21 protein-coding genes are annotated in these 21253 nt (G+C 67.5%); 14 read left to right on the forward strand and 7 right to left on the reverse strand.

The genetic code is table 11. From position 1 onward, the window contains the following. Nucleotides 1–71 precede the first annotated feature (71 nt). From CTA01S_RS12605 to CTA01S_RS12640, 8 genes are all read left to right on the forward strand, one after another. Nucleotides 72–1028, forward strand: a complete 957-nt coding sequence (locus tag CTA01S_RS12605) for an MBL fold metallo-hydrolase (protein ID WP_019560151.1) — start codon at nt 72–74, stop codon at nt 1026–1028. Then, the gene (locus CTA01S_RS12610; protein ID WP_062196042.1) at nt 1025–2719 is read left to right on the forward strand and encodes an FAD-dependent oxidoreductase; all 1695 of its coding nucleotides are present in this window, start codon (nt 1025–1027) and stop codon (nt 2717–2719) included. The genes CTA01S_RS12605 and CTA01S_RS12610 overlap by 4 nt, the downstream gene beginning before the upstream one ends. Nucleotides 2720–2733: 14 nt before the next feature. Further along, nucleotides 2734–2949: a DUF2783 domain-containing protein gene (locus tag CTA01S_RS12615; protein ID WP_062196045.1), complete on the forward strand. Its 216-nt coding sequence runs from the start codon at nt 2734–2736 to the stop codon at nt 2947–2949. A gap of 5 nt (nt 2950–2954) precedes the next feature. Next, the gene (gene hmgA, locus CTA01S_RS12620; RefSeq protein WP_062196047.1) at nt 2955–4259 is read left to right on the forward strand and encodes a homogentisate 1,2-dioxygenase; all 1305 of its coding nucleotides are present in this window, start codon (nt 2955–2957) and stop codon (nt 4257–4259) included. Further along, entirely contained in the window at nt 4256–5581 is a 1326-nt protein-coding gene (gene fahA, locus CTA01S_RS12625; protein WP_062196049.1) for a fumarylacetoacetase, read from the forward strand. Before hmgA ends, fahA begins: the two co-directional genes overlap by 4 nt. 48 nt (nt 5582–5629) lie before the next feature. Then, entirely contained in the window at nt 5630–6658 is a 1029-nt protein-coding gene (locus CTA01S_RS12630; protein ID WP_019560156.1) for a TRAP transporter substrate-binding protein, read from the forward strand. 104 nt (nt 6659–6762) lie between these two features. Then, the gene (locus CTA01S_RS12635) at nt 6763–7251 is read left to right on the forward strand and encodes a TRAP transporter small permease (protein ID WP_019560157.1); all 489 of its coding nucleotides are present in this window, start codon (nt 6763–6765) and stop codon (nt 7249–7251) included. Further along, nucleotides 7248–8573 (forward strand): TRAP transporter large permease, encoded by a 1326-nt coding sequence (locus CTA01S_RS12640; protein WP_062196051.1) that lies wholly within the window; start codon nt 7248–7250, stop codon nt 8571–8573. Before CTA01S_RS12635 ends, CTA01S_RS12640 begins: the two co-directional genes overlap by 4 nt. Nucleotides 8574–8575: 2 nt before the next feature. Here CTA01S_RS12640 and CTA01S_RS12645 read toward each other — a convergent pair whose 3' ends face one another. Further along, complete coding sequence (locus tag CTA01S_RS12645) at nt 8576–11794, reverse strand: CHASE domain-containing protein (protein ID WP_062196054.1); 3219 nt, start codon at nt 11792–11794, stop codon at nt 8576–8578. A gap of 169 nt (nt 11795–11963) precedes the next feature. Between CTA01S_RS12645 and CTA01S_RS12650 the strand changes: the two genes are divergently transcribed. Further along, entirely contained in the window at nt 11964–12746 is a 783-nt protein-coding gene (locus CTA01S_RS12650) for a protease inhibitor I42 family protein (RefSeq protein ID WP_062196057.1), read from the forward strand. A 9-nt stretch (nt 12747–12755) separates the two neighbouring features. Here CTA01S_RS12650 and CTA01S_RS12655 read toward each other — a convergent pair whose 3' ends face one another. From CTA01S_RS12655 to cadR, 3 genes are read right to left on the reverse strand one after another with little or no spacing between them, the layout of a single operon-like run. After that, nucleotides 12756–12962 (reverse strand): DUF2788 domain-containing protein, encoded by a 207-nt coding sequence (locus CTA01S_RS12655; RefSeq protein WP_084362420.1) that lies wholly within the window; start codon nt 12960–12962, stop codon nt 12756–12758. A gap of 10 nt (nt 12963–12972) precedes the next feature. Then, complete coding sequence (locus CTA01S_RS12660) at nt 12973–13758, reverse strand: DUF2189 domain-containing protein (protein WP_062196061.1); 786 nt, start codon at nt 13756–13758, stop codon at nt 12973–12975. Then, complete coding sequence (gene cadR, locus CTA01S_RS12665; RefSeq protein WP_019560163.1) at nt 13755–14225, reverse strand: Cd(II)/Pb(II)-responsive transcriptional regulator; 471 nt, start codon at nt 14223–14225, stop codon at nt 13755–13757. Before cadR ends, CTA01S_RS12660 begins: the two co-directional genes overlap by 4 nt. 81 nt (nt 14226–14306) lie before the next feature. Between cadR and CTA01S_RS12670 the strand changes: the two genes are divergently transcribed. Beyond that, on the forward strand, nt 14307–14936 hold the full coding sequence (locus CTA01S_RS12670) for a cation efflux transmembrane domain-containing protein (protein WP_062196063.1): 630 nt from the start codon (nt 14307–14309) through the stop codon (nt 14934–14936). Nucleotides 14937–14943: 7 nt separating this feature from the next. Here CTA01S_RS12670 and CTA01S_RS12675 read toward each other — a convergent pair whose 3' ends face one another. Next, on the reverse strand, nt 14944–15429 hold the full coding sequence (locus CTA01S_RS12675) for a hemerythrin domain-containing protein (protein WP_062196065.1): 486 nt from the start codon (nt 15427–15429) through the stop codon (nt 14944–14946). An 81-nt stretch (nt 15430–15510) separates the two neighbouring features. Further along, the gene (argH, locus tag CTA01S_RS12680) at nt 15511–16911 is read right to left on the reverse strand and encodes an argininosuccinate lyase (RefSeq protein WP_019560166.1); all 1401 of its coding nucleotides are present in this window, start codon (nt 16909–16911) and stop codon (nt 15511–15513) included. 163 nt (nt 16912–17074) lie between these two features. Here argH and CTA01S_RS12685 point away from each other — a divergent pair, with 163 nt between their 5' ends. From CTA01S_RS12685 to CTA01S_RS12695, 3 genes are read left to right on the forward strand one after another with little or no spacing between them, the layout of a single operon-like run. Further along, entirely contained in the window at nt 17075–18166 is a 1092-nt protein-coding gene (locus CTA01S_RS12685) for a sensor histidine kinase (protein WP_232301061.1), read from the forward strand. Nucleotides 18167–18177: 11 nt separating this feature from the next. Beyond that, nucleotides 18178–18933, forward strand: a complete 756-nt coding sequence (locus CTA01S_RS12690; protein ID WP_062196067.1) for a LytR/AlgR family response regulator transcription factor — start codon at nt 18178–18180, stop codon at nt 18931–18933. Further along, a complete protein-coding gene (locus CTA01S_RS12695; RefSeq protein ID WP_305781983.1) occupies nt 18930–19700 on the forward strand; it encodes an SIR2 family NAD-dependent protein deacylase in 771 nt (256 codons plus the stop codon). Before CTA01S_RS12690 ends, CTA01S_RS12695 begins: the two co-directional genes overlap by 4 nt. Before the next feature lie 103 nt (nt 19701–19803). Here the strand turns inward: CTA01S_RS12695 and CTA01S_RS12700 are convergent, their stop codons facing one another. Continuing rightward, the gene (locus CTA01S_RS12700) at nt 19804–20256 is read right to left on the reverse strand and encodes a DUF3237 domain-containing protein (RefSeq protein WP_019560170.1); all 453 of its coding nucleotides are present in this window, start codon (nt 20254–20256) and stop codon (nt 19804–19806) included. Between the two features lie 119 nt (nt 20257–20375). Here CTA01S_RS12700 and CTA01S_RS12705 point away from each other — a divergent pair, with 119 nt between their 5' ends. Then, a complete protein-coding gene (locus tag CTA01S_RS12705) occupies nt 20376–21155 on the forward strand; it encodes a helix-turn-helix transcriptional regulator (protein WP_084362421.1) in 780 nt (259 codons plus the stop codon). Nucleotides 21156–21253: the final 98 nt, after the last annotated feature.

Here is a 21253-nt window from a genome sequence, read left to right on the forward strand (position 1 = left end):
CAAGCCAAGTTCAGCCATGTCAAATTTGTTTGCTTACGTATAACAGGGTCCCCCACCCCTCAGGAGCTTCCATGAGCCAGAAAGCCTTTGCCAGCCAAGCCGACTTGGCGGACAAGCAAGTGAGTTTCACCCGCTTGTCCGAGCATGCCTATGCCTACACCGCCGAGGGCGATCCCAACACCGGTGTGATCGTCGGCGACGATGCCGTGATGGTGCTCGACACCCAAGCCACGCCGGCCATGGCACAAGACGTGATTCGGCGCATCCGCGAAGTCACCGACAAGCCGATCAAGTACGTCGTGCTGACCCACTACCATGCCGTGCGGGTGCTGGGAGCCTCGGCCTACCAGCCCGAACACATCATCGCCAGCCACGACACCTTGGAGCTCATCCGCGAGCGTGGCGAGCAGGACAAAGCCAGCGAAATCGGCCGCTTCCCGCGCCTGTTCCGCAATGTGGAGAGCGTGCCGCCGGGCCTGACCTGGCCCACGCTGGCCTTCAGCGGCCGCATGACCATCTGGCTGGGGCGCCTGGAGGTGCAACTGCTGCAACTGGGCCGCGGCCACACCAAGGGCGACACGGTGGCCTGGCTGCCGCAAGAGCGCATCCTGTTCTCCGGGGACTTGGTGGAGTTCGACGCCACCCCCTACGCCGGCGATGCCTACTTCAAGGACTGGCCGCAGACGCTGGACCGCATCGCCGCGCTCGGGCCCGAAAAGCTCGTGCCCGGCCGCGGCGCGGCATTGACCACCCCTGAACAGGTGCAAGCGGCCCTGTCGGGCACACGCAGCTTCATCGCCGACATGTATGCCAGCGTGCAAGAAGGCGTGAAGGCCGGCAAGGATCTCAAAACCATCTACAAGGACACCTACGCCAAACTCAAGCCCAAGTATGGCCACTGGGTGATCTTCGATCACTGCATGCCCTTCGATGTCACGCGCTGCTATGACGAAGTGACGCAGTACCCCGACCCGCGCATTTGGACGGCCGAGCGCGACCGACAGATGTGGGAGGCGCTGGAGTCATGAAGCTTCGTGACTTGGCCCGCGCCCGTGGCGAGGGCATCGACTACCAAACGGTGAGCTTCGATTACGAGCGCTGCGCCGACCAGGACGCCGGCACGGTGGTGCGTCACCCGGTGGTGGTGGTGGGCGCCGGCCCGGTGGGCATGAGCCTGGCCATCGACCTGGCGCAGCAGGGGGTGCGCGTGGTGCTGCTGGACGCCGACCACAAGCTGTCCGTGGGCTCGCGCGCGATCTGCTTTGCCAAACGCACGCTGGAAATCTTCGACCGCCTGGGTTGCGGCGACCGCATGGTGGCCAAAGGCGTCTCGTGGAACGTGGGCAAGGTCTTCTTCCGCAATGAACAACTCTATGCCTTCGATCTGCTGCCCGAATCGGGCCACGAGCGCCCGGCCTTCATCAACCTGCAGCAGTACTACGTGGAGGGCTACCTGGCCGAGCGCATCGCCGAGCTGCCCTTGATCGAGCTGCGCTGGAGGCATGCGGTCACCGCCGTGCAGCCGCACGGCGACCACGTGATCGTGACCGTGGACACGCCCGAAGGCCCCTACACCCTGCACGCCGACTATCTGATCGCCTGCGACGGCTCGCGCTCGCCGGTGCGCCACATGATCGGGCAGGAAAGCCATGGACGGGTCTTCCATGATCGCTTCCTGATCGCCGATGTGAAGATGCACGCAGACTTCCCGCCCGAGCGCTGGTTCTGGTTCGACCCGCCCTTCCATCCGAACCGCAGCGTGCTGCTGCACCGCCAGCCCGATGATGTCTGGCGCATCGACTTCCAACTCGGTTGGGAGGCCGACCCCGAAGCGGCCAAGCAGCCTGAGAACGTGATCCCGTTGGTCAAGGCGCTGCTCGGCCCGAACGTGCCCTTCGAGTTGGAATGGGTCAGCGTATACACCTTTTCCTGCTCGCGCATGGACCGCTTCCGCCACGGGCGGGTGATCTTCGCCGGCGACGCGGCCCATCTGGTCTCGCCCTTCGGTGCACGCGGCGCCAACTCCGGGGTGCAAGACGCCGAGAACCTGGCCTGGAAGCTGGCAGCCGTGCTGCGGGGCCAAGCCGGCGAGGCCCTGCTCGACAGCTACGGCACCGAGCGCGAATATGCGGCCGACGAGAACATTGGCCACTCCACGCGCGCCACCGACTTCATCACACCCAAGAGCGAGGTCAGCCGTCTGTTCCGCGACGCCGTGCTCGACCTGGCCAAAGACCATGCGTTCGCGCGCCGCCTGGTCAACAGCGGGCGCTTGTCGGTGCCGGCCACGCTGCGGAACTCGCCGCTGAACACCCCCGATGCCGACCCCTTCGAGGGCCACATGGTGCCTGGGGCGCCGGCCACCGACGCGGCGGTGACCGTGGACGGCCGCCCCACGTGGCTGCTGCGCCAGCTCCATGGCTCGCGCTTTGCCGCCCTCGTGTTCGACGCACCCGATGCGCCGCAGCGCCTGGCCGCAGTGCGCGATGCCGCCGCAGGCCTGGCCGAGCTGGACCTGCTGCTGGTGAGCGACACCGTGCGCCGCATCGAAGGCGCGCGCTGCCTGATCGATACCGAGGGCTTGCTGGCACGGCGCTACGACGGCCGTGCCGGCACCGTGTACCTGCTGCGCCCCGACCAGCATGTGTGCGCCCGTTGGCGCGAGCCCTCCAGCGCGTCGGTGCGCGCCGCGTTACGCCGCGCGCTGGCCCTGCATTGAGGAGGCGCAACACCATGTCCCTCATCACCACCCCGAATTTCGAGGCGCCCGACGACTTCTACCAAGCCTTGATCGAGGCGCACCGCGATCTCAGCACCGCGCAAAGCCACGAACTCAACGCCAAGCTCGTGCTGCTGCTGGCCAACCACATCGGCCACACCGACGTGCTGCGCCAAGCCCTGCAGGCCGCACGCCACAGCGTACTTTCCTCGACCCACAGCGCAGGATGATGCCCATGAACGACGCCCCCCTGTCTTACCTCAGCGGCTTCGGCAACGAATTCGCCACCGAAGCGATCCCCGGTGCGCTGCCCATCGGGCGCAACAGCCCGCAGCGCGCGCCCTTCGACCTGTATGCCGAGCTGATCTCCGGCACCGCCTTCACCGCGCCGCGTGCCGCCAACCGGCGCACCTGGATGTACCGCCGCCAGCCCTCGGTGGTGACCGGCGCCTACCGGCCCTACGAGCAGCCCTACTGGACTACGGGCGCTGCCGGCGGCGTGGCCGCGCCACCCGAGCCGCTGCGCTGGAACCCCTTTCCGCTGCCCGAAGCCGCGCTCGACTTCGTCGACGGCCTACGCACCATCGTGGCCAACGGCGATGCCGACGCGCAATGCGGCATGGCCGCGCATGTCTACCTGGCCAGCCGCTCGATGGGCCGCCGCGCCCTCATCAACGCCGACGGCGAGATGCTCTTCGTGCCCCAGCAGGGCCGACTGCGCCTGGTCACCGAATTGGGCGTGCTCGAAGCCCGCCCCGGTGAGATCGCCCTGGTGCCGCGTGGCATGGCCTTCAAAGTCGAGCTGCCCGACGGCCCCTCGCGCGGCTATGTGTGCGAAAACTACGGCGCCTTCTTTCGGCTGCCGGAGCTGGGCCCCATCGGCTCCAACGGGCTGGCCAATGCGCGCGACTTCCTCACCCCGGTGGCGGCCTGGGAAGACGGCCGCGGCGACTATGAACTGATCAAAAAGTTCGGCGGGCGGCTGTGGCGCGCGGTGCAAGACCACACGCCCTTCAACGTCGTGGCCTGGCACGGCAATTTGGTGCCGTTCAAATACGACACCGCGCACTTCATGACCATCGGCTCGATCAGCTACGACCATCCCGACCCGTCGATCTTCACCGTGCTGACCTCGCCGTCGGACACCCCGGGCACGGCCAACTGCGACTTCGTGATCTTCCCGCCGCGCTGGATGGTGGCCGAGGACACCTTCCGTCCGCCCTGGTACCACCGCAACCTGATGAGCGAGTTCATGGGCCTGGTCTATGGCCAATACGACGCCAAGCCCGAGGGCTTCAAGCCCGGCGGTGCCTCGCTGCACAACTGCATGGTGCCCCATGGCCCGGACACCGAGGCCTTCGAGAAAGCCAGCACCGCGCCGCTGGTGCCGCACAAGCTGGACAACACCCTGGCCTTCATGTTCGAAAGCCGCTACCGCTTCGTGCCCACCGAATACGCCATGAACAGCGGCACGCTCGACACTGCCTATGCCCAGTGCTGGCAAGGCTTGAAAGACCACTTCCGAGGAGCGCGCGCATGAGCTCTCAGCTGGACGAAACCCACGACCCGGCCCTGCAGTCCTGGGTCGAGACGGCCAACGATGCGAGCACCGACTTTCCGATCCAGAACCTGCCGCTGGCCCGGTTCCGCCGCATCGGCAGCCAAGAGCCGTGGCGTGTCGGAGTGGCCATCGGCGACCAGATCGTCGACTTGGCCGCCGCCAGCCGCTGCGGCCTGCTGCCTGCGCCTGTCAGCGCAGCGCTGGCCGCCTGCGAGCAGGGCCGCCTCAATGCCTTGATGGCCGCCGGCCGCAGCGTGCGTGTGGCGCTGCGCCGCGCGCTGTCGCAGGGCCTGCGTCGCGGCAGTGCGCAACAAGCCGCGCTGTCGAGCTGCCTGGTGCCGCAGGCCCAGGCCGAGTACGCCCTGCCCTGCCGCATCGAGGGCTACACCGACTTCTACACCGGCATCCACCACGCCACCGCGGTGGGCCGACTCTTTCGGCCCGACAACCCGCTGCTGCCCAACTACAAATGGGTGCCCATCGCCTACCACGGCCGCACCTCCTCGATCGGCGTGAGCGGCCAACGCTTTCACCGCCCACTGGGCCAGCTCAAGCCCCCCACGGCTGCGGCCCCGCAGCTTGGCCCCTGCCAGCGCCTGGACTACGAGCTGGAGCTGGGCGTCTTCATCGGCCCGGGCAACGCCCTGGGTGAGCCCCTGTCGATCGAGCAGGCCGAAGACCACGCCTTCGGCTTGGTGCTGCTCAACGACTGGTCCGCGCGCGACATCCAGGCTTGGGAGTATCAGCCGCTGGGCCCTTTCCTGTCGAAGAACTTCGCCACCACGATCTCGCCGTGGATCGTCACGATGGAGGCGCTCGAACCGTTCCGCAGCGCCTGGAGCCGCCCCGAAGGCGACCCGCAGCCCTTGCCCTACCTGGATTCGGCCCACACCCGCCAGCGCGGCGCCATCGACATCCACTTGGAAGTGTGGCTGCAGACGGCCCGCATGCGCGAAGACGGCCAGCCTCCCGAGCGGCTGATGGCATCGAACTTCCGTGATGCCTATTGGACCGTGGGCCAAATGATCGCCCACCACAGCATCAACGGCTGCAACCTGCAAAGCGGCGACTTGCTGGGTTCGGGCACCCAGTCCGGTCCTGGAGAGGATCAGGGCGGTTCGCTACTCGAACTTACGTGCGGTGGGAAAAATCCGGTGCGATTAACGAACGGAGAGACTCGCACTTTCCTCGAAGATGGGGATACTGTGGTCTTGCGGGCACGTTGCCAACGCGAAGGCTGGCGCAGCATCGGGTTCTCCGACTGCGCGGGAACGGTGCTGCCGGCCGTGCCGCATCGCTGAGGCGGGATCCTGCCCCCCACATGCTTTCCAAGATGAAGGAGACTGTCGATGAAACTGCTGCTGAAAACCTGCGCGTTGGCCCTGGCCGCCGCCTGCAGCCTGGCCGCCCAGGCCCAGGACGTGACCCTGCGAGTACACCACTTTTGGCCTGCCCAGGCCATGCCGCCCACCAAGGTGCTGCAGCCGTGGTGCGACAAGATCGCCGCCGATTCCAACCATCGGCTCAAGTGCCAGATCTTCCCGGCCATGCAGCTGGGCGGGACCCCAGCGCAACTGATCGACCAAGCCCGCGACGGCGTGGTCGACATCGCCTTCACGCTGCCTGGCTACACCGCTGGCCGCTTCCCGATCATGGAGGTCTTCGAGCTGCCCTTCATGATCCGTTCGGCCGAGGCCGGCTCCAAGGCGGCCTGGGAGTTCTACGAGAAGTACGCGCAGAAGGAGTTCGCCAGCGTCAAGCCGCTGATGTTCGCGGTGCATGAGCCAGGCTATGTGCACACCCGCGACAAGCAGATCAAGACCCTGGCCGACTTCAAGGGCCTGAAGATGCGCGCGCCCACCCGCCAGACCAACCGCTTGCTGGCCAGCCTGGGCGCCTCGCCCGTGGGCATGCCGCTGCCGGCCGTGGCCGAGGCGGTGAACAAGGGCGTGATCGATGGCTTCGTGCTGCCTTGGGAAGTCATCCCCTCGGTGCGCCTGCACGAGATGGTGAAATTCCACACCGAGACGCCGGACAATCGCCCGGCGCTGTACACCTCGGTCTTCGTGCTGGCGATGAACCTGGCCAAGTACAACGGCCTGCCCGCAGACCTGAAGGCCGTGATCGACCGCAACAGCGGCGCGGTGCTGTCGGCATCCGCCGGCAAGACCTGGGATGCCGCCCGCGCCCCTGGTCGCAAGCCCGCCGAGGAGCGCGGCAACACTTTCTACACGCTGCCGGCCGAGGAGGTGGATCATTGGATCAAGGCCTCCGCGCCCCTGTATGACGACTGGGTGGCCGCCATGGACAAAGCCGGTCTGCCGGGCAAGCAGATGCTGGACGATGCCCGCGCGATGCTTGCCAAGCATCAGAAGTAATCCTGTCACGCACCGCAAGGATCTGGCCGCACAATTCCTGGCCAGGCCGTATCCCAGGGCGGACGCGCCATGCGGCGCGCCCGCCCTTTTTTGGAGCCCTTCGCATGTATCACCTGCTACGCTGGACCGCCATGGTCTTTGCGCTGATCGGCGGCCTGATCGCAGCCTTGGTGGGCTGCATGACGGTGGCCAGCATCCTCAGCCGCACGCTATGGTCCACCCCCATCCAGGGCGATGTGGAACTCACCCAGTTCGGCATCGCGCTGGCCATTTCGCTGTGCCTGCCTTGGTGCCAACTGCACGGCGGCAACATCATCGTCGACTTCTTCACGCTCAAAGCCTCGGCACGCAGCCGCCAGATCCTCGATGCCATCGGCGCGGTCTTGCTGGCCACGATGGTGAGCCTGCTGGCTTGGCGCACCGGCGAAGGCGCCGTCTCGGTGAAGGACGCTGGCGAGACCTCGATGATCATGGGATTGCCGATGTGGATCGTCTATGCCGTGCTGGCGCCGGGTTTCGCCTTGACGGCGCTGATCGCGCTGTATCAGGCCGCCATGCATGTTCTCGGTCGTGAATCGGAGGCCACCGCATGAGTGCCACGACGATCGGCTTGGTGATGTTCGCCGCGATGCTGGGCCTCATGGCCCTGCGCATCCCGATTGCCGCAGCGATGTTCATTCCCGGTGCGGTGGGCTATTGGGTCATGACCAACGAGCTGGCCCTGCTCAACCTGCTCAAGGGTTCGGCCGTGGCGCGCCTGACGGTCTATGACCTGTCGGTGATCCCGCTGTTCCTGCTGATGGGCCAGTTCGCCACCCAAGGCGGGTTGTCGCGTGCGCTGTTCAAGGCCGCGGCAGCCTTCATCGGCCATATCAAGGGCGGTCTGGGCATGGCAGCGATCATGGCCGCTGCCGGCTTTGGCGCGGTATGCGGCTCGTCGGTGGCCACCACGGCCACCATCGGCCAGGTGGCCTATCCGGAGATGAAGTCGCACGGCTACTCGGGCCGCCTGTCCACCGGTGTGCTGGCCACCGGGGGCTCGCTGGGCATTCTGATTCCGCCTTCGGTGCCCCTGGTGGTGTATGCCATCCTCACCGAGCAGAACATCGCCAAGTTGTTCGCCGCGGCCTTCGTGCCCGGGCTGATCGCAGTGGCCGGTTACTTGGTGGTGATCGCGCTGTACTGCCGGGTGCGTCCCGATCTGGCCACAACCTCCGAACCCATGCCCTGGGCACAGCGTTGGAAAGCGCTGCTGGCGGTGTGGCCGATCGCCACGATCTTCATCGTGGTCTTCGGGGGCATTTACGGCGGCCTTTTCACGCCGACCGAGGGCGCGGCCGTGGGGGCGGTGAGCACCTTCATCGCAGGCCTGGCCTCGCGCGAGCTCACGCTCGAAGGCATCAAGCGCTCCTTCCTCGGCACGGCCGAGACCTCGGCCATGGTGTTCATGATCTTCCTGGGCGCCGACATGATGAACTCGGCCCTGGCGCTGACCCAGCTGCCGGCCAACCTGGCCGATTGGGTTGCCCATCTGGACGTGCCGCCGCTGGCCATCGTGGCCACGCTGCTGGCCTTCTACGTGGTGCTGTGCTGCGTGATGGACGAGCTGTCGATGCTGCTGCTGACCATCCCGGTGGTCTTCCCGGCCATCATGGGCCTGGATCTGTTCGGTCTGGACCCGCAGGAAAAAGCCATCTGGTTCGGCGTGTTGGTGCTGATGATCGTGCAGATCGGCCTGATCACGCCGCCGGTGGGCCTGAACGTTTACGTGGTCAACAGCGTGTGCAAAGACGTGCCGATGAGCGAGACCTACCGCGGCGTGGTGCCCTTCCTCGTCAGCGACTTCTTGCGCGTGGCGCTGCTGCTGTTCTTCCCCATCGTCACGCTGGGCGCGGTGCGCTGGTTGTTCGGTTGATGTCAAGCCGGCCGCGCCTGGCGCGCGGCCAGCAGCTCATCGACCAGGCGCAGCACCTCGCGCACGTCCACCGGCTTGACGAGGTAGCGCTGCGCCCCGGCACGCAGCAACGACTCGATCTGGTCTTGCACGGCATCGGCCGAGACCACCACCACCGGCACCTGGGCCGTGTGCGGGTCGCTGCGCAATTGTTGCAGCACTTCCAGGCCGTGCATGTCGGGCAGATGCAGATCGAGCAAGACCAGATCGGGCCGCTGCGCGCGTATCCTGGCCAGGCCCTCGGCACCAGTGCCCGAAACACTCAGCTCGATCTGCGGCCGCTGGGCCAACACGCCGCGCATCACCTCGGCGTTGATCTCGTTGTCTTCGATGTAGTGCACCCGGCTGAGGCCATATGAGGGCATGGCCGGTCCGAGTTCACCAAAACCAGACACCCCGCTCGGGGCGGCCGCGGCGCTGGGCAGCTCCAAGGTGAAGGTGGAGCCTTCGCCTTCGACCGAGTGCGCATGCAGCTGCCCGCCCATGCCCTCGGCCAGCCGCCGGCTGATCACCAGGCCAATGCCGGTGCCCGGCGCACCGGTATGCTCCCGGCCCAAGCGGTTGAAGGGCTCGAAGAGATGGGCCAGTTGTTCCTGACTCATGCCCATGCCGGTGTCGCGAATGTGGATGGCCACCGCCGCGCCGCCGGGATGCTCCGGCCGAGACCGTTCGCTGGCTTCGATCCACACCCGCCCGCCCTCACGGTTGTACTTCACCGCATTGCTCAGCAAGTTGGTAAGGATTTGCTTGACCCGTGTGGCATCGCCCATCACGGCCAAGCCGCGCAGGTGATCCTCGTCGAACACGATGTGCACGCCGCGCTGCACGGCCTCGGCCTGCACCAGCGCCACGGACTCCTTCAAGAGCTTGTGCAGCGGCAAAGCCTCGGTGTGTAGCTTGATCGTACCCAGATCGATGCGCGAAAGATCGAGCACATCGTTGATCATGTCCAGCAAGTGCCAGCCGGCTTTTTGGATCTGCGCCAGCCACTCGCGCTGCGGTCCAGTCAAAGCCGACGCGCCTTCCAGACCCAACAACTGCGCAAAGCCCAGCATGGCGTTCAGCGGCGTGCGCAGCTCATGGCTCATGCGCGAGAGGAAGTCGCTCTTGGCCCGGTTGGCGGCTTCGGCCAGTTTCCGGGCGCGCTCGGCCTCCTCCAAGCGCAAACGCTCGCTGATGTCTTCGACCACCCCGACGGTGCGATACGGCCGACCTTCGGCATCGAACAGCGGACGCACTTGCACTCTCACCCAGCGCACCTGGCCGCCGCGCGTGACATAACGCTTGGTGCGGCGATAAAACGGCAGCTCCCCACGGGCCATGCGCTCCAACAACTGAGCATCGGCGCTGCGATCCTGAGGGTCGGTCAGATCCGCCGTGGACATCATGCTCAACTCCTCGGCGCTGTAGCCGGTGAGCTGGCAAAAGCCCGGATTGGCCTGGATGATGCGGCCTTGCAAATCGGTGTAGACGATGCCTGCGGGCACCGTGTTGAAAATGTTGCGCAGGCGCTGCTCGCTTTCGCGCAGGGCGGCCTCGGCGCTGCTGCGCTCGGCAATTTCCCGTTGAAGCTGCGCGGTGCGCTCGCGCACCGCGGCCTCCACACGGCGGGTGCGGCCGGTGAGCGTGAGCAACAGCACGCCCAGCATGGTGGCCGCCAGCAGCATGGCCATCGCAAAGGCCCAAAGGTTCCACGGCGCGCCCCCCGGCAAGCGGCTTTCGTCCACGCGCACCCGCAGCATCCAGTGGCGTCCAGCCAAGTCAAAAGGAACGTCCACCACGCGCAGCCCGGCGGCACGGTCTTGAGCCGAGTCGCAGCCGGCCGCCCCGGCCAGGCGCTGCGGCGCGAATGCCTGCGCCCCGGGCTCCGAAGGTCCCCGGTCCACCAGGCATAGACTCAGATGCTCGGCCAAAGGGTTGGCCACGCTGCGCAGCGCATCGTCCATGCGCAAGGTGAGGAACACCACGCCTTGCGTGGCGCGCAGCCGCTCCTCGGCCGATCGGGCCTCGCCTGCGTAGACCGGGCGATAGAGCACCACACCGACCTGGTCGTGCGTCTCCTGCGTGAGCCGAAACCCCGCAGAGGCCACGATGCGGTTGTGCCGGCGCGCGCGCTCGATGGCTGCGGCCGCCGCCGGGATGGTCAGCACATTGACCCCGAGCGCCGCCGCATTGCGCGCCATCGGTTCGATGTAGTGCATCACCATGGCCTCGTCGGCCGGCGGCGGCACGCCCTCGGAGCGATTGAACACGCGGAAATCGGTCAAGCCCTCGGCCCGGACTTGCGCCTCGAAGTCCGGCAGATCTTGCACACGCACACGGCGATGCCAGCCCAAGGCCTGCACCCCCTCCAGACGGCTCAGCCATGGCTCGGCGGCCCGTCGAAACTCGCTGCGCGTGACCCCGTCGGAGGCGACGAATACGCCGTGCACCGCATCCAGCACGTCGAGATAGCGCTGAAACTCACGCTGCACGCGGTCGGCCGCCAAAGCGGCGTCGCGCGTGGCCGCCACATCGCGGCGTTGCCGCTCTTGCTGGACCACCTCATGGATGGCCAGCGCCATCATCAGCGTGACGGCTGCCAGCGGCACGGCCACCGTCAAGCGCCGCGGCCGCCAAGCCTCGGCCGGTTGCGCCAAGAAACTCAGCACCACCGGCGCGGTCACCCAGACCCCCAGGGTGTGACCGCCCCACCAGGTCCACCACGTCAAGGCCCACGTTGCCGAAGGCTGCGACTGCACGAGGGACAGGGCCAAGGTGCCAGCGCTGGCACCGACCACACAGGCCACGGGCCCGGCCAGTCCCATGAAGCGCAGGATCTCCCCGGGCGCCTCCAGCGCGGGCGTGCGCCCGAGCCGCCGGTGGACCAGGGCGGCCCCGACCCAAGCCTGCAAGCCCGCCCCCAGCCCCACGATCGCCGACACGACCCACGCCTGGGCCCCAGGCTGCAGGGCCGACCCATGCAGCACCGGCGTGAGCACGGCGCTGGTCAGCGCAACGACCGGCCAGGCGCGCACGCCCCACACCAGGGTACAGGCCAAGGCCCAGCCCGCCGCCGGAAACAGGGGCGAGGCCAAGCCCTGGGGCAAGGACAACCACGAGGCCGCCACACTGAGCAGCGCATAGCCCGCCGCCGTGACGATCGACGCAAGCACCACCGTGCGGACAGGGCCAGGAATCATCGTGACAAGGGAAGCAATGACAGGCCCGCCCGGGATCGACCGCCATTCCACCAGGGACGGGAAGGAATGCGCAGCGTACCACCCGTTGCTGCGGCCGTGCAAAGCCCCGCGCAGGCCCTTGCCCTGAGCACAGCCTCGGGTTACCGTGTGGGCCGAAAGGACTTCCCGGATGCCCCGTCTGCCCCTCCTGCTCGTGCTGGGCCTGGCTGCCCTGCTGGCGGCCTGTGCCTCCACGCCCGACCCTGCCGCGCCGGTGGACTTGCGCCGACAAGTCCCTTGGGCCCGTTATGTCGGCACGTTGCCCTGTGCCGATTGCGCGGGCGTGCGCACCGACCTGACCCTGTACCGTCAAGGCACAGAGCCGCTGGGCTATGCCTTGGTCGAAACCTACCGCGGCACCCGCAACGGCGACCGCCGCCTCGAGCGCACCGGCCGCTGGAGGCTGCAGCCCAGCGGCCAAGCCGAACTGGCCTTGCTCACCCTGGACCCCGGCGTGCCCGAGCGCGAACGCCATTTCGCTCAGGTGGGCGAACTCGTGCTGCGTGCGCTGGATCGGGCTGGCCACGAACTGCCAGCCCACCTGCCCCGCAGCTTGGTGCGCGTGCCCGACGACGTGCCCGCCGACGTGCCGGTGCTCACCCTCTCCGACAGCCGCAGCCTCACCGATCTGGCCGTGGGCGGCCAACTCGTGCTGCTGCTGCCGGCCAACCGGGCCATGGGCTATGGCTGGCGCATGGTGCCCGATCCGAACGCCGTGCTCGAAGCTCGGGGCGCGCCGGCCTTCGTGAGCGATCCGGCCAGCGCCGCGCGGGTGGCCGCCCCGGGGCTGGAGGTGTTCTACTTCCACGCGCCGGTGGCTGGGCAGCAAATCCTGCGCCTGGAGTACCGGCGCAGCTGGGACCCCTCCACGGCGCAAACGCCATCGGTCACTTTCACCGTGCGGGTGCGGTGAGGACGGGCCTCAGGGCCCGATGTCCCACAGCCATTGCAGCACGCTCTTGACGATGAAGCCGAGCATGCCGAATGCCAGCACGAAGAACAGCACGAAGGTGCCGAAACGCCCCGCCTGGGACTTGCGCGCCAGATCCCAGATGATGAACAGCATGAAGGCGATGAACGCCGCCAGCCCGATGGTCACGCCGTAATGCGAGAACTGTTCCTCGGTCATGCCATGCGCCTCAGCTCCGCTCGGGCCAGGCCGAGGCATCCACCAGCTCGGTGTAGGCATGCCAGCTGGCATGCCCCAGCAGCGGCACGCACCACACCAACCCCACCAAGGTGAGCAGCCCCAGCGCCGTGCACGCGAAGATCACGGCGGCCCACAGACACATCGTCAGCGGGTTGTGTCCCACGGCACGCACGCTGGTCAACACCGCCACCGACAGTGGCACGCGCCGCTCCAGCAGCATCGGGATGGCCACCACCGAGATCGCAAACACCCAAGCGGCCAGCAAACCGCCGGCCAACAGCCACAGCACGAACAAATGACCACGCTGCATCACATCGGCCGAGCGCAACACGCGCGGGCTGAAAAAGCCCTGCAAGCCGGCCCAGGGTTCACCGGCCATGGCCAGCACCACCAGCGCCGAGAAGCCCACCCACAGCGTGCCGATGAGCGCCAGCAGCAGTGCAAAGCGCAGCAACGCGCCGCTGAGCCGCCAAGCCCGCGCCACGTCGGCCCAGCTCGGCCGGCTGCCTTGCGCCAAGCGGCGGCTGATCTGGTACAGCCCGGTGGCCAGCAGCGGCCCCACCAGCAAGAAGCCGCTGTAGCCACCGACCAAGACGCCGAAATGCCGCCACCCCAGCAAGGTGATCGCCACCGACCCCAGCATCACCACCAGCCCGTGGACGAGGCTCAGGCCCCAGGCACGCACCACGTCGCGCTGACCGGCCGCCAACCAATGCAGCGGCCGACTCAGTGCGACGACCCGCACCGGCGGTAGGGCATCGGTCGGGCGTGTCATGCGCCGCAGCCCGGGGTCGGTCGATGATGCGTATCGCCCAGGCAGGCTGCCGTGGCACTGGGACCGATGCCCTCGGGCTCTTGCGCCAGCTCGGCCAGGATGCGGCATTGCGCGCTGGGCCGGGCCTGACGGCACAGGCGCTCCAGCGCCTGGAGCTGTTCGGCCAACTGGGCCAGCTCGTCCATGCGCTGCTGCACATGCGCCAGGTGTTGCCGCACCAGCTCGTTGGCTGCGGCGCAATCGGCTTGCGGATCATCGCGCACGCGCAACAGTGCGCGGATCTCCTCCAGCGACAAATCGAGCGCCCGGCAGTGACGGATGAAGCGCAAGCGCGCCACATGAGACTCGTCGTAGCGCCGGTAATTGCTGCCAGTGCGCGCCGGCGGCGGCATCAGCCCCGCTTTCTCGTAGTAACGCACCGTCTCCACGGGAGTGTGGGCGCGTTGGGCCAGTTCACTGATCTTCATGCTTGACTCCGGAGCCGCTCCAGGGTTTGCAATGACTCTACGCCGAAACCCCAACCCTGCACCCTTGCGAGGAATTCGATCATGTCTGCCCATTGCCATGACCATGCCTGCCCGTCGTCGAACGCCCACGACCCGGGCTGGCGCCGCGCCCTGTGGATCGCCCTGGTGCTCAACGCGGCCATGTTCGGCTTGGAATTCTGGGGCGGCTGGCAGGCAGACTCGGCGGCCTTGCTGGCCGATGCGCTGGACTTCGCCGGGGATGCGCTCAACTACGGACTGTCGCTGGCCGTGTTGCATTGGGCTGCCGTGTGGGCTTCGCGCGTGGCATGGCTCAAGGGCTGGACGATGGGGCTGTACGGGCTCGGCGTCTTGGCATACGCAGGGCATCTGGCCTGGACCGGCTCGACCCCGCAGCCGCCCACGATGGGCCTCATCGGCATGCTGGCCCTGGGCACCAACGTGGCCGTGGCCGTGCTGTTGTACCGCTACCGCGGAGGCGATGCCAACGCGCAATCGGTATGGCTGTGCTCGCGCAATGACGCCATCGGCAACGCCCTGGTGATGCTGGCCGCGCTGGGTGTGTGGGGTTCCGGCACGGCCTGGCCCGACCTCATCGTGGCCAGCGTGATGGCCGCGCTGGGCATCAGCGCGGCCTGGCGGGTCGTCGCCCAGGCACGGCACGAACTGAAAGGCCAGGCACACACCGCCTGAGCCCGCCTCAGCGCGTGCCACAGCCTGCGCTGCCACAGTGGGACATCGGCACATCCGGCACAGGCTGTGCGGCTGAGGTCGGCCGCAGCGTGCCGGTGGCCGTGTCGAAGCCCACCTGCTCGCAATGCCAAGCCAAGGCGGCATCCATCATCTGGGCGTGCTGCACGAACCATATGGCCAACTCATCGGCCAGGCGCCGCACCAGGGACAGGTCCTGCGCTGCCTGCTGCTCCACCTGACGCATCAGCCCCAGCACCATGGCATGCTGACGCTGGTGACAATTGTCCGGCGCAAAACCGGTGGCGGCCATCCAAGCGTCTTCCTGGCCGAAATGGGCCTCGGTATGCTCGATGAGCGCACGCAGCGCCGGCCGCAAGGCGTCGTCACGGGCCGCTTGCAGCGCCTGCAGCCGCTGGACGAATTCTTCATGGGTGCGGTCCATGGCGTCATTGCCAAGGACCAGGGCATCAGACCATTGCAGCAGCTCAGACATGGGCGGCGGCCTTTGGGGAACGGACCACCAGCCTAATGGCCCGGCCCATGCCGGGCCTTGCTGCAGATCAAGTCTTGCGCATCAGGCCCCCAGCCGTGCCCGATGGCGCTCCACCTGCGCGCGCACCTGGGCCGGGGCGGTGCCGCCCAGAATGTTGCGGGCCTCCAGCGAGCCGCGCAGCGACAGCACCTCGTACACATCCTCGCCCACCAGGGGCGAGAAGCTTTGCAACGTGGCCAGCGGCAGTTGCGACAAGTCCACCCCCAGGCCGATGGCCGTCTTCACCGCATGCGCCACCACCTCATGGGCATCGCGGAAGGGCAGGCCCTTTTTGACCAGATAGTCGGCCAAGTCCGTGGCCGTGGCATAGCCCTTCAGCGCGGCACGCTCCATCGCCTCGGGTTTGACGACGATGCCGCCCACCAGCTCGACGAAAATGCGCAGCGTGTCCTTCAAGGTGTCCACCGTGTCGAACAGCGGCTCCTTGTCTTCCTGGTTGTCCTTGTTGTAGGCCAAGGGCTGGCCCTTCATCAGCGTGAGCAAACCCATCAGGTGGCCCACCACGCGGCCGGTTTTGCCGCGCGCCAACTCGGGCACGTCGGGGTTCTTTTTCTGCGGCATGATCGACGAGCCGGTGCAGAAGCGGTCGGCCATGTCGATGAAACCAAAGCTTTGGCTCATCCACAACACGAGCTCCTCGCTCAGGCGCGACACATGCACCATGACCAGCGCAGCCGCTGCGGTGAATTCGATGGCGAAATCTCGATCGCTCACCGCATCCAGCGAGTTCTGGCACACCCCGTCCATGCCCAGCGTGCGCGCCACGCGCTGGCGGTCCAGGGGGTAGCTGGTGCCAGCCAAGGCCGCGGCCCCCAGCGGCAGGCGGTTGACGCGGCGGCGCACATCGGCCATGCGCTCGGCATCGCGCGCGAACATCTCCACATAGGCCAGCATGTGGTGACCAAAGCTCACTGGCTGGGCCACTTGCAGGTGCGTGAAACCCGGCATGATCACCTCGGCATGCCGCTCGGCCAGGTCCACCAACGCCTTTTGCAGCTCGGCAAGCAGTGCACCGATCACGTCGATCTCATCGCGCAACCACAGACGCACATCGGTAGCCACCTGGTCGTTGCGACTGCGGCCGGTGTGCAGCCGCTTGCCCGCATCGCCAATGAGCTGGGTCAGGCGGGCCTCGATGTTCAGGTGCACATCCTCCAGGTCGAGCTTCCACTGGAAAGCGCCGGATTCGATCTCCTGCGTGATGATGGCCATGCCGCGCTGGATGGCCGCATGGTCCTCGGCGGAAATCACCCCTTGGGCGGCCAGCATCTCGGCATGGGCCAGCGAGCCCTGAATGTCGGCGCGCCACAAGCGCTGGTCAAAGAACACGCTGGCGGTGTAGCGCTTGACCAGCTCGCTCATCGGTTCGGAAAAGAGCGCAGACCAGGCTTCGGATTTTTTGTCGAGTTGGTTGGCGGACATGTCGGATGAACGGCACAGGCCGGCTGGATGGACGCTTCAGCGGCGGCTTGCCGCATCGGCCGAGCGTCCGGGAGAATCGGAGCAGCGGCGGCCAAAGGCTCGGGCCGCCTTGGAACCGTTCGATTTTAGGGGCTCGGCGATCGAGCCCAAGGAGAGTGCCCGCTTGTCCCGTCCCGGCCCCTTGCCGTCGCCTGCGAACCCATCGACCCGCCCGTTCGGCACCACCATCTTCGACCAATTGCAACCGGGGGGGGCGGCCGCGCAAGCGGCCCCGTCGCCCTTCGATGTATGCCACGTCGGCGTGGTGCTGCGCTCGGTGCTGTTCGTGCATGCGGTGGTGGGCGTGGCCGTGAGCTTCGTCGTGGGCAGCTGGTCGGACTGGCTGCTGGCCCTGGCCCATGGCGCGGCCGTGGCCCTGCCAGCCACCTTGCTGTGGCTGGTGCTGTGTTGTGCGCTCAAGCGGCTGCTGGTGCGAGCATCCGCCCCGGTGCAATGGGTGGTCGCCATCGGCCTGGGTGCCATCTGTGGCGCCTATGGCTGGTGGCAAGTGGGGTGGGTGGAGCTGCCCCTGACCCAAGCCGTCCACGGCGTGGCCCCGTTGCTGGCCGGCGCGGGGCTGTCGGCCATGATGTTCTATGCCCTGAAGCTGCGCTCTCGCAGCCAGTTGCCGGCAGTCACGCGCGCCCGGCTGGCCGAGTTGCAGTCTCGCATCCGACCGCATTTCCTGTTCAATACGCTGAATGCGGCCATCGCGCTGGTGAGGGTCGATCCGGCGCGCGCCGAGGCCGTGCTGGAGGACCTGTCCGAATTGTTCCGCGTGGCCCTGATCGAATCCGGCCATGCGGTCACCCTGGCCGAGGAAGTGGACCTCGCCCGGCGGTATCTGGCCATCGAACAGATCCGCTTCGGCCAACGGCTGCGTGTCGAATGGGACTTGGACCCCGCCGCCGGCGAAGTGCGTGTGCCTCCACTGGTGCTACAACCCCTGGTGGAAAACGCCGTGCGGCATGGCATCGAGCCCGCGCCCGAGGGCGGCTATGTGCGCATCCGCACCCAGGTGCGCGGCTCGCTGGCCGTGCTGACCGTGACGAACTCGCTACCGCCGACGGCCCCATCGCCCACGACGGGCCACGGCATGGCCCTGCGCAACGTGAAGGAGCGCCTGCGGCTGATGCACGACGTCAGCGCCCAGTTCGCCGCCGGCCCGGATCATGGCACCTGGCGCGTGCACATCGCCGTGCCGTTGAGAAGCTGAGAAGATCGACCATGCTCAAGGTGTTCATCGTCGATGATGAAGAACTGGCCCGCCTGAGGCTGCGCTCCCTCTTGCGCGAGCCCGACATGCCGGCCAATCGAGTGGTGGGCGAAGCCGCCGACGCACGCCAGGCCCAGGCTTGGCTGTGCGAGCAGACTTGCGATCTGGTCTTGCTGGACGTGCAAATGCCCGGGCTCAACGGCACGCAACTGGCTGCGCAATGGCAGACCCGGCCCGACGCGCCGGCCGTGGTCTTCGTCACCGCGCACCCCGAACATGCGGTCACCGCCTTCGAACTCAATGCGGTGGACTACCTCACCAAGCCGGTGCGCCGCGAGCGCCTGCGGGCCGCGCTGGAACGCGCCGTCGAACGCATCAAAGCCCATGCCCAGCAGGTCGAAGACGGCCCGGTGCTCGTGGTGAACGACCGCGGCCGCGTGACCCGCGTGCCGGTGCACGAAGTGCTGTACCTGAAAGCCGAACTCAAGTACGTGACCCTGCGCACGGCCGAACACAGCTATGTGCTCGACGAGTCGCTGGCCACGCTCGAAGAACGCTTGGGCGAGCGCTTCTTGCGCATCCATCGCAACGCTCTGGTGGCCCGACGGGCGGTGCGGGCCTTGGAGCGCCGCAGCGTGAGCAGCGAGGACGACGAGCACGGCAAAGAGGGCTGGGCCGTGCGTCTGCACGGCCTGGACGAATGGCTGGCCGTCTCGCGCCGGCAGTTGCCCGCGGTGCGCGAAGCACTCTGCAGCAAGGGCCTATGAACCCGCCCGCGCCCATGGACCCGCCCGCCGAAGTGCGGGCCTGGTGCCAAGCCGCACGACGCCCTTGCGTGCTCAGCGGCGCCGGCATGTCCGCCGAAAGCGGCGTGCCCACCTTCCGCGACACCCCCCGCAGCCTGTGGGCGCGCTTCGACCCCGCAACCCTGGCCACCCCCGAAGCCTACGAACGCGACCCGGCCCTGGTGTGGGCCTGGTACCAATGGCGCACCCACCTCGTGCGCCGGGCCCAGCCCAACGAAGGCCATGTGGCGCTGGCGCGCTGGGCCCGCAGCCGGCCCGAGCTGCGCATCGTCACCCAAAACGTGGACGACCTGCATGAACGCGCCGGCAGCCCCGAGGTGATCCACTTGCACGGCAGCCTGTTTGCTGCGCGCTGCGTGGCCTGCGGCCGCCCGCCAAGCCAGCCCCTGGCCTCGCTCGGCGACGATGGGCCACCCCCACTGCGCCTGCCGCCTCCGACGTGCGCGGCCTGTGGCGGCCTCCTGCGCCCTGGCGTGGTGTGGTTCGGCGAAGCCCTGCCGCCTGGCCCCTGGCAGGCCGCCCTCGATGCCGTGACCCACTGCGATTTGCTGCTGGTGGTGGGCACCTCCGGCCTCGTCCACCCGGCGGCCAGCCTTCCGGCGCAAGCCCTGGCCCGCGGCGTGCCCGTGGTGGAAATCAATCCGCAGCCCACGCCATTGAGCCCGCTGGCCAGCCGAGTCTGGCGCACCACGGCGGCCGTGGGCTTGCCGCAACTGCTGCCGGACTGAACCAGACGCCGCCCCGGCGGGCGCGGCCGTCGCAGGCTGCGGGATAGTCCTGAAAGACCGCCCCAATTACTTCAATAACATAAGTATCGAGGTCGCCCCGGCTTCACGTCAGACGATACACCTCCAGCACGACCCGATGCGCCTGCCGCAACCCGCTTGCCACCGCCATCACCGCGTTGAGATGCGCCCAGGTCGGCGCCCCGGTGGTAAAGCGCATCGTCGTGCGGAAGAAATAGTCCCGTGGATCGACCATCTCGCCCCGCGCCAGCCGCTCCATGACCGCCGGCGGCCCGTGGCGCAGTCCATGGCTATGCACCTCGACCAGGCTGCCATCTTGCAAGCGCAAGACATAGTGTGCGGCGATTTCCAGCACACCGTCGCTGCGGGCGAGTTGCCAGTCCACCCCGCCGTCGAGCACGACCCCGTTGAGCTCGGGGCCACGGACCGTGCCACCACGCAACGGCACATAGCGGCGTTCGCCCAGCGGACTCATGCCCAGGCTGACCAGCGCATCCACTTCGCACTCGATACGGGCCATGCGCCGCAGGCCGGGCATGACGGGATCAACACAGGGCACGGGCATGTTCTCCAGGTCGGCAGAGGTTGGCCTTCGGCGCAAGATAGCGTGGCCGAGCGCACTCGGATGTCATCCGTGAAGATGACGTGGGGGTTCGAATGAACGCCTGGCCCCTGCCCGTTGGAGGCCCGCCGCCGACGATCACGGCCGTGGCAGCGCGCTTGATCCAGGCCCTGGGTCGCGCCGAGTTCGCCCAAACCGCCTTGAACACCCTCAACGATTGTGTGGCGGCAGGTTCATGGTCGGTCTATCAAGTGTGGCCCGACCGAGCACCGGTGATGCACTTGTCGGCCAGCCGACAAGCCGTGGACACCACACAAGAATGCTTCGAGATTTACCGTGACCTCGGGCTGTACCGCAGCGACCGCAGCTTCGACCCGGTGCGCGCCGCGCGCCGGCCTGGTCAGGCCATGGTGTTGCGCATGCATGCCGACGAGGCCCCCAGTGTGCAACATCGAGAAGCGATTTATCGGCAGCACGGCATGCTCGAGCGCCTGTCGGTCGTGCAGCTCGAGCCGGACGGCTCGCTGTTGGCGGTGAACATCTACCACCATGAAGGCCAGGGCTGCTTCGATCCGGCCGAGATCGAACATTTCGCCCATCTGGCGCCCATGCTGCTGGCCTGCGTCACCCGGCAAGTGCAGTGGCAGTCCCACTCGGCAGACGCAGACCTGCGGCGGCGCCTGCTCGCCCGCTGCCCGGCGCTCACCGCGCGCGAGCTGGACGTGCTGGAGCGGCTGCTGCGCGGCCTGAGCTATGAGGGCATTGCCGCAGACCTGGGCCTGTCGGTGGCCAGCGTCAAGACCTATCGGGCGCGCGCCTTCGCCCGACTGGGCCTGCACTTCAAGAGCGAGCTGTTCGCGGCCCTGATCCCTTGAGGGCAGCCCCGCGCGCCTTGTCGTCCTCAGGGATGACAACAAGACAGGCTCATGCGGCGGACACTGGTGGTCCCAGACCCTAACACACGGAGACCACC

Source organism: Caldimonas taiwanensis NBRC 104434, assembly GCF_001592165.1.
GTDB classification, from domain to species: Bacteria; Pseudomonadota; Gammaproteobacteria; order Burkholderiales; family Burkholderiaceae_C; genus Caldimonas; species Caldimonas manganoxidans.

Coding starts and splice junctions, on each gene's coding strand:
- CTA01S_RS12635 (WP_019560157.1), top strand. CDS start 6,763: ATGTATCACCTGCTACGCTGGACCGCCATGGTCTTTGCGCTGATCGGC.
- CTA01S_RS12610 (WP_062196042.1), top strand. CDS start 1,025: ATGAAGCTTCGTGACTTGGCCCGCGCCCGTGGCGAGGGCATCGACTAC.
- CTA01S_RS12605 (WP_019560151.1), top strand. CDS start 72: ATGAGCCAGAAAGCCTTTGCCAGCCAAGCCGACTTGGCGGACAAGCAA.
- CTA01S_RS12700 (WP_019560170.1), bottom strand. CDS start 20,256: ATGCCCGGCCTGCGGCGCATGGCCCGTATCGAGTGCGAAGTGGATGCG.
- fahA (WP_062196049.1), top strand. CDS start 4,256: ATGAGCTCTCAGCTGGACGAAACCCACGACCCGGCCCTGCAGTCCTGG.
- CTA01S_RS12695 (WP_305781983.1), top strand. CDS start 18,930: ATGAACCCGCCCGCGCCCATGGACCCGCCCGCCGAAGTGCGGGCCTGG.
- cadR (WP_019560163.1), bottom strand. CDS start 14,225: ATGAAGATCAGTGAACTGGCCCAACGCGCCCACACTCCCGTGGAGACG.
- argH (WP_019560166.1), bottom strand. CDS start 16,911: ATGTCCGCCAACCAACTCGACAAAAAATCCGAAGCCTGGTCTGCGCTC.
- hmgA (WP_062196047.1), top strand. CDS start 2,955: ATGAACGACGCCCCCCTGTCTTACCTCAGCGGCTTCGGCAACGAATTC.
- CTA01S_RS12650 (WP_062196057.1), top strand. CDS start 11,964: ATGCCCCGTCTGCCCCTCCTGCTCGTGCTGGGCCTGGCTGCCCTGCTG.
- CTA01S_RS12655 (WP_084362420.1), bottom strand. CDS start 12,962: ATGACCGAGGAACAGTTCTCGCATTACGGCGTGACCATCGGGCTGGCG.
- CTA01S_RS12705 (WP_084362421.1), top strand. CDS start 20,376: ATGAACGCCTGGCCCCTGCCCGTTGGAGGCCCGCCGCCGACGATCACG.
- CTA01S_RS12675 (WP_062196065.1), bottom strand. CDS start 15,429: ATGTCTGAGCTGCTGCAATGGTCTGATGCCCTGGTCCTTGGCAATGAC.
- CTA01S_RS12640 (WP_062196051.1), top strand. CDS start 7,248: ATGAGTGCCACGACGATCGGCTTGGTGATGTTCGCCGCGATGCTGGGC.
- CTA01S_RS12670 (WP_062196063.1), top strand. CDS start 14,307: ATGTCTGCCCATTGCCATGACCATGCCTGCCCGTCGTCGAACGCCCAC.
- CTA01S_RS12615 (WP_062196045.1), top strand. CDS start 2,734: ATGTCCCTCATCACCACCCCGAATTTCGAGGCGCCCGACGACTTCTAC.
- CTA01S_RS12630 (WP_019560156.1), top strand. CDS start 5,630: ATGAAACTGCTGCTGAAAACCTGCGCGTTGGCCCTGGCCGCCGCCTGC.
- CTA01S_RS12660 (WP_062196061.1), bottom strand. CDS start 13,758: ATGACACGCCCGACCGATGCCCTACCGCCGGTGCGGGTCGTCGCACTG.
- CTA01S_RS12645 (WP_062196054.1), bottom strand. CDS start 11,794: ATGATTCCTGGCCCTGTCCGCACGGTGGTGCTTGCGTCGATCGTCACG.
- CTA01S_RS12690 (WP_062196067.1), top strand. CDS start 18,178: ATGCTCAAGGTGTTCATCGTCGATGATGAAGAACTGGCCCGCCTGAGG.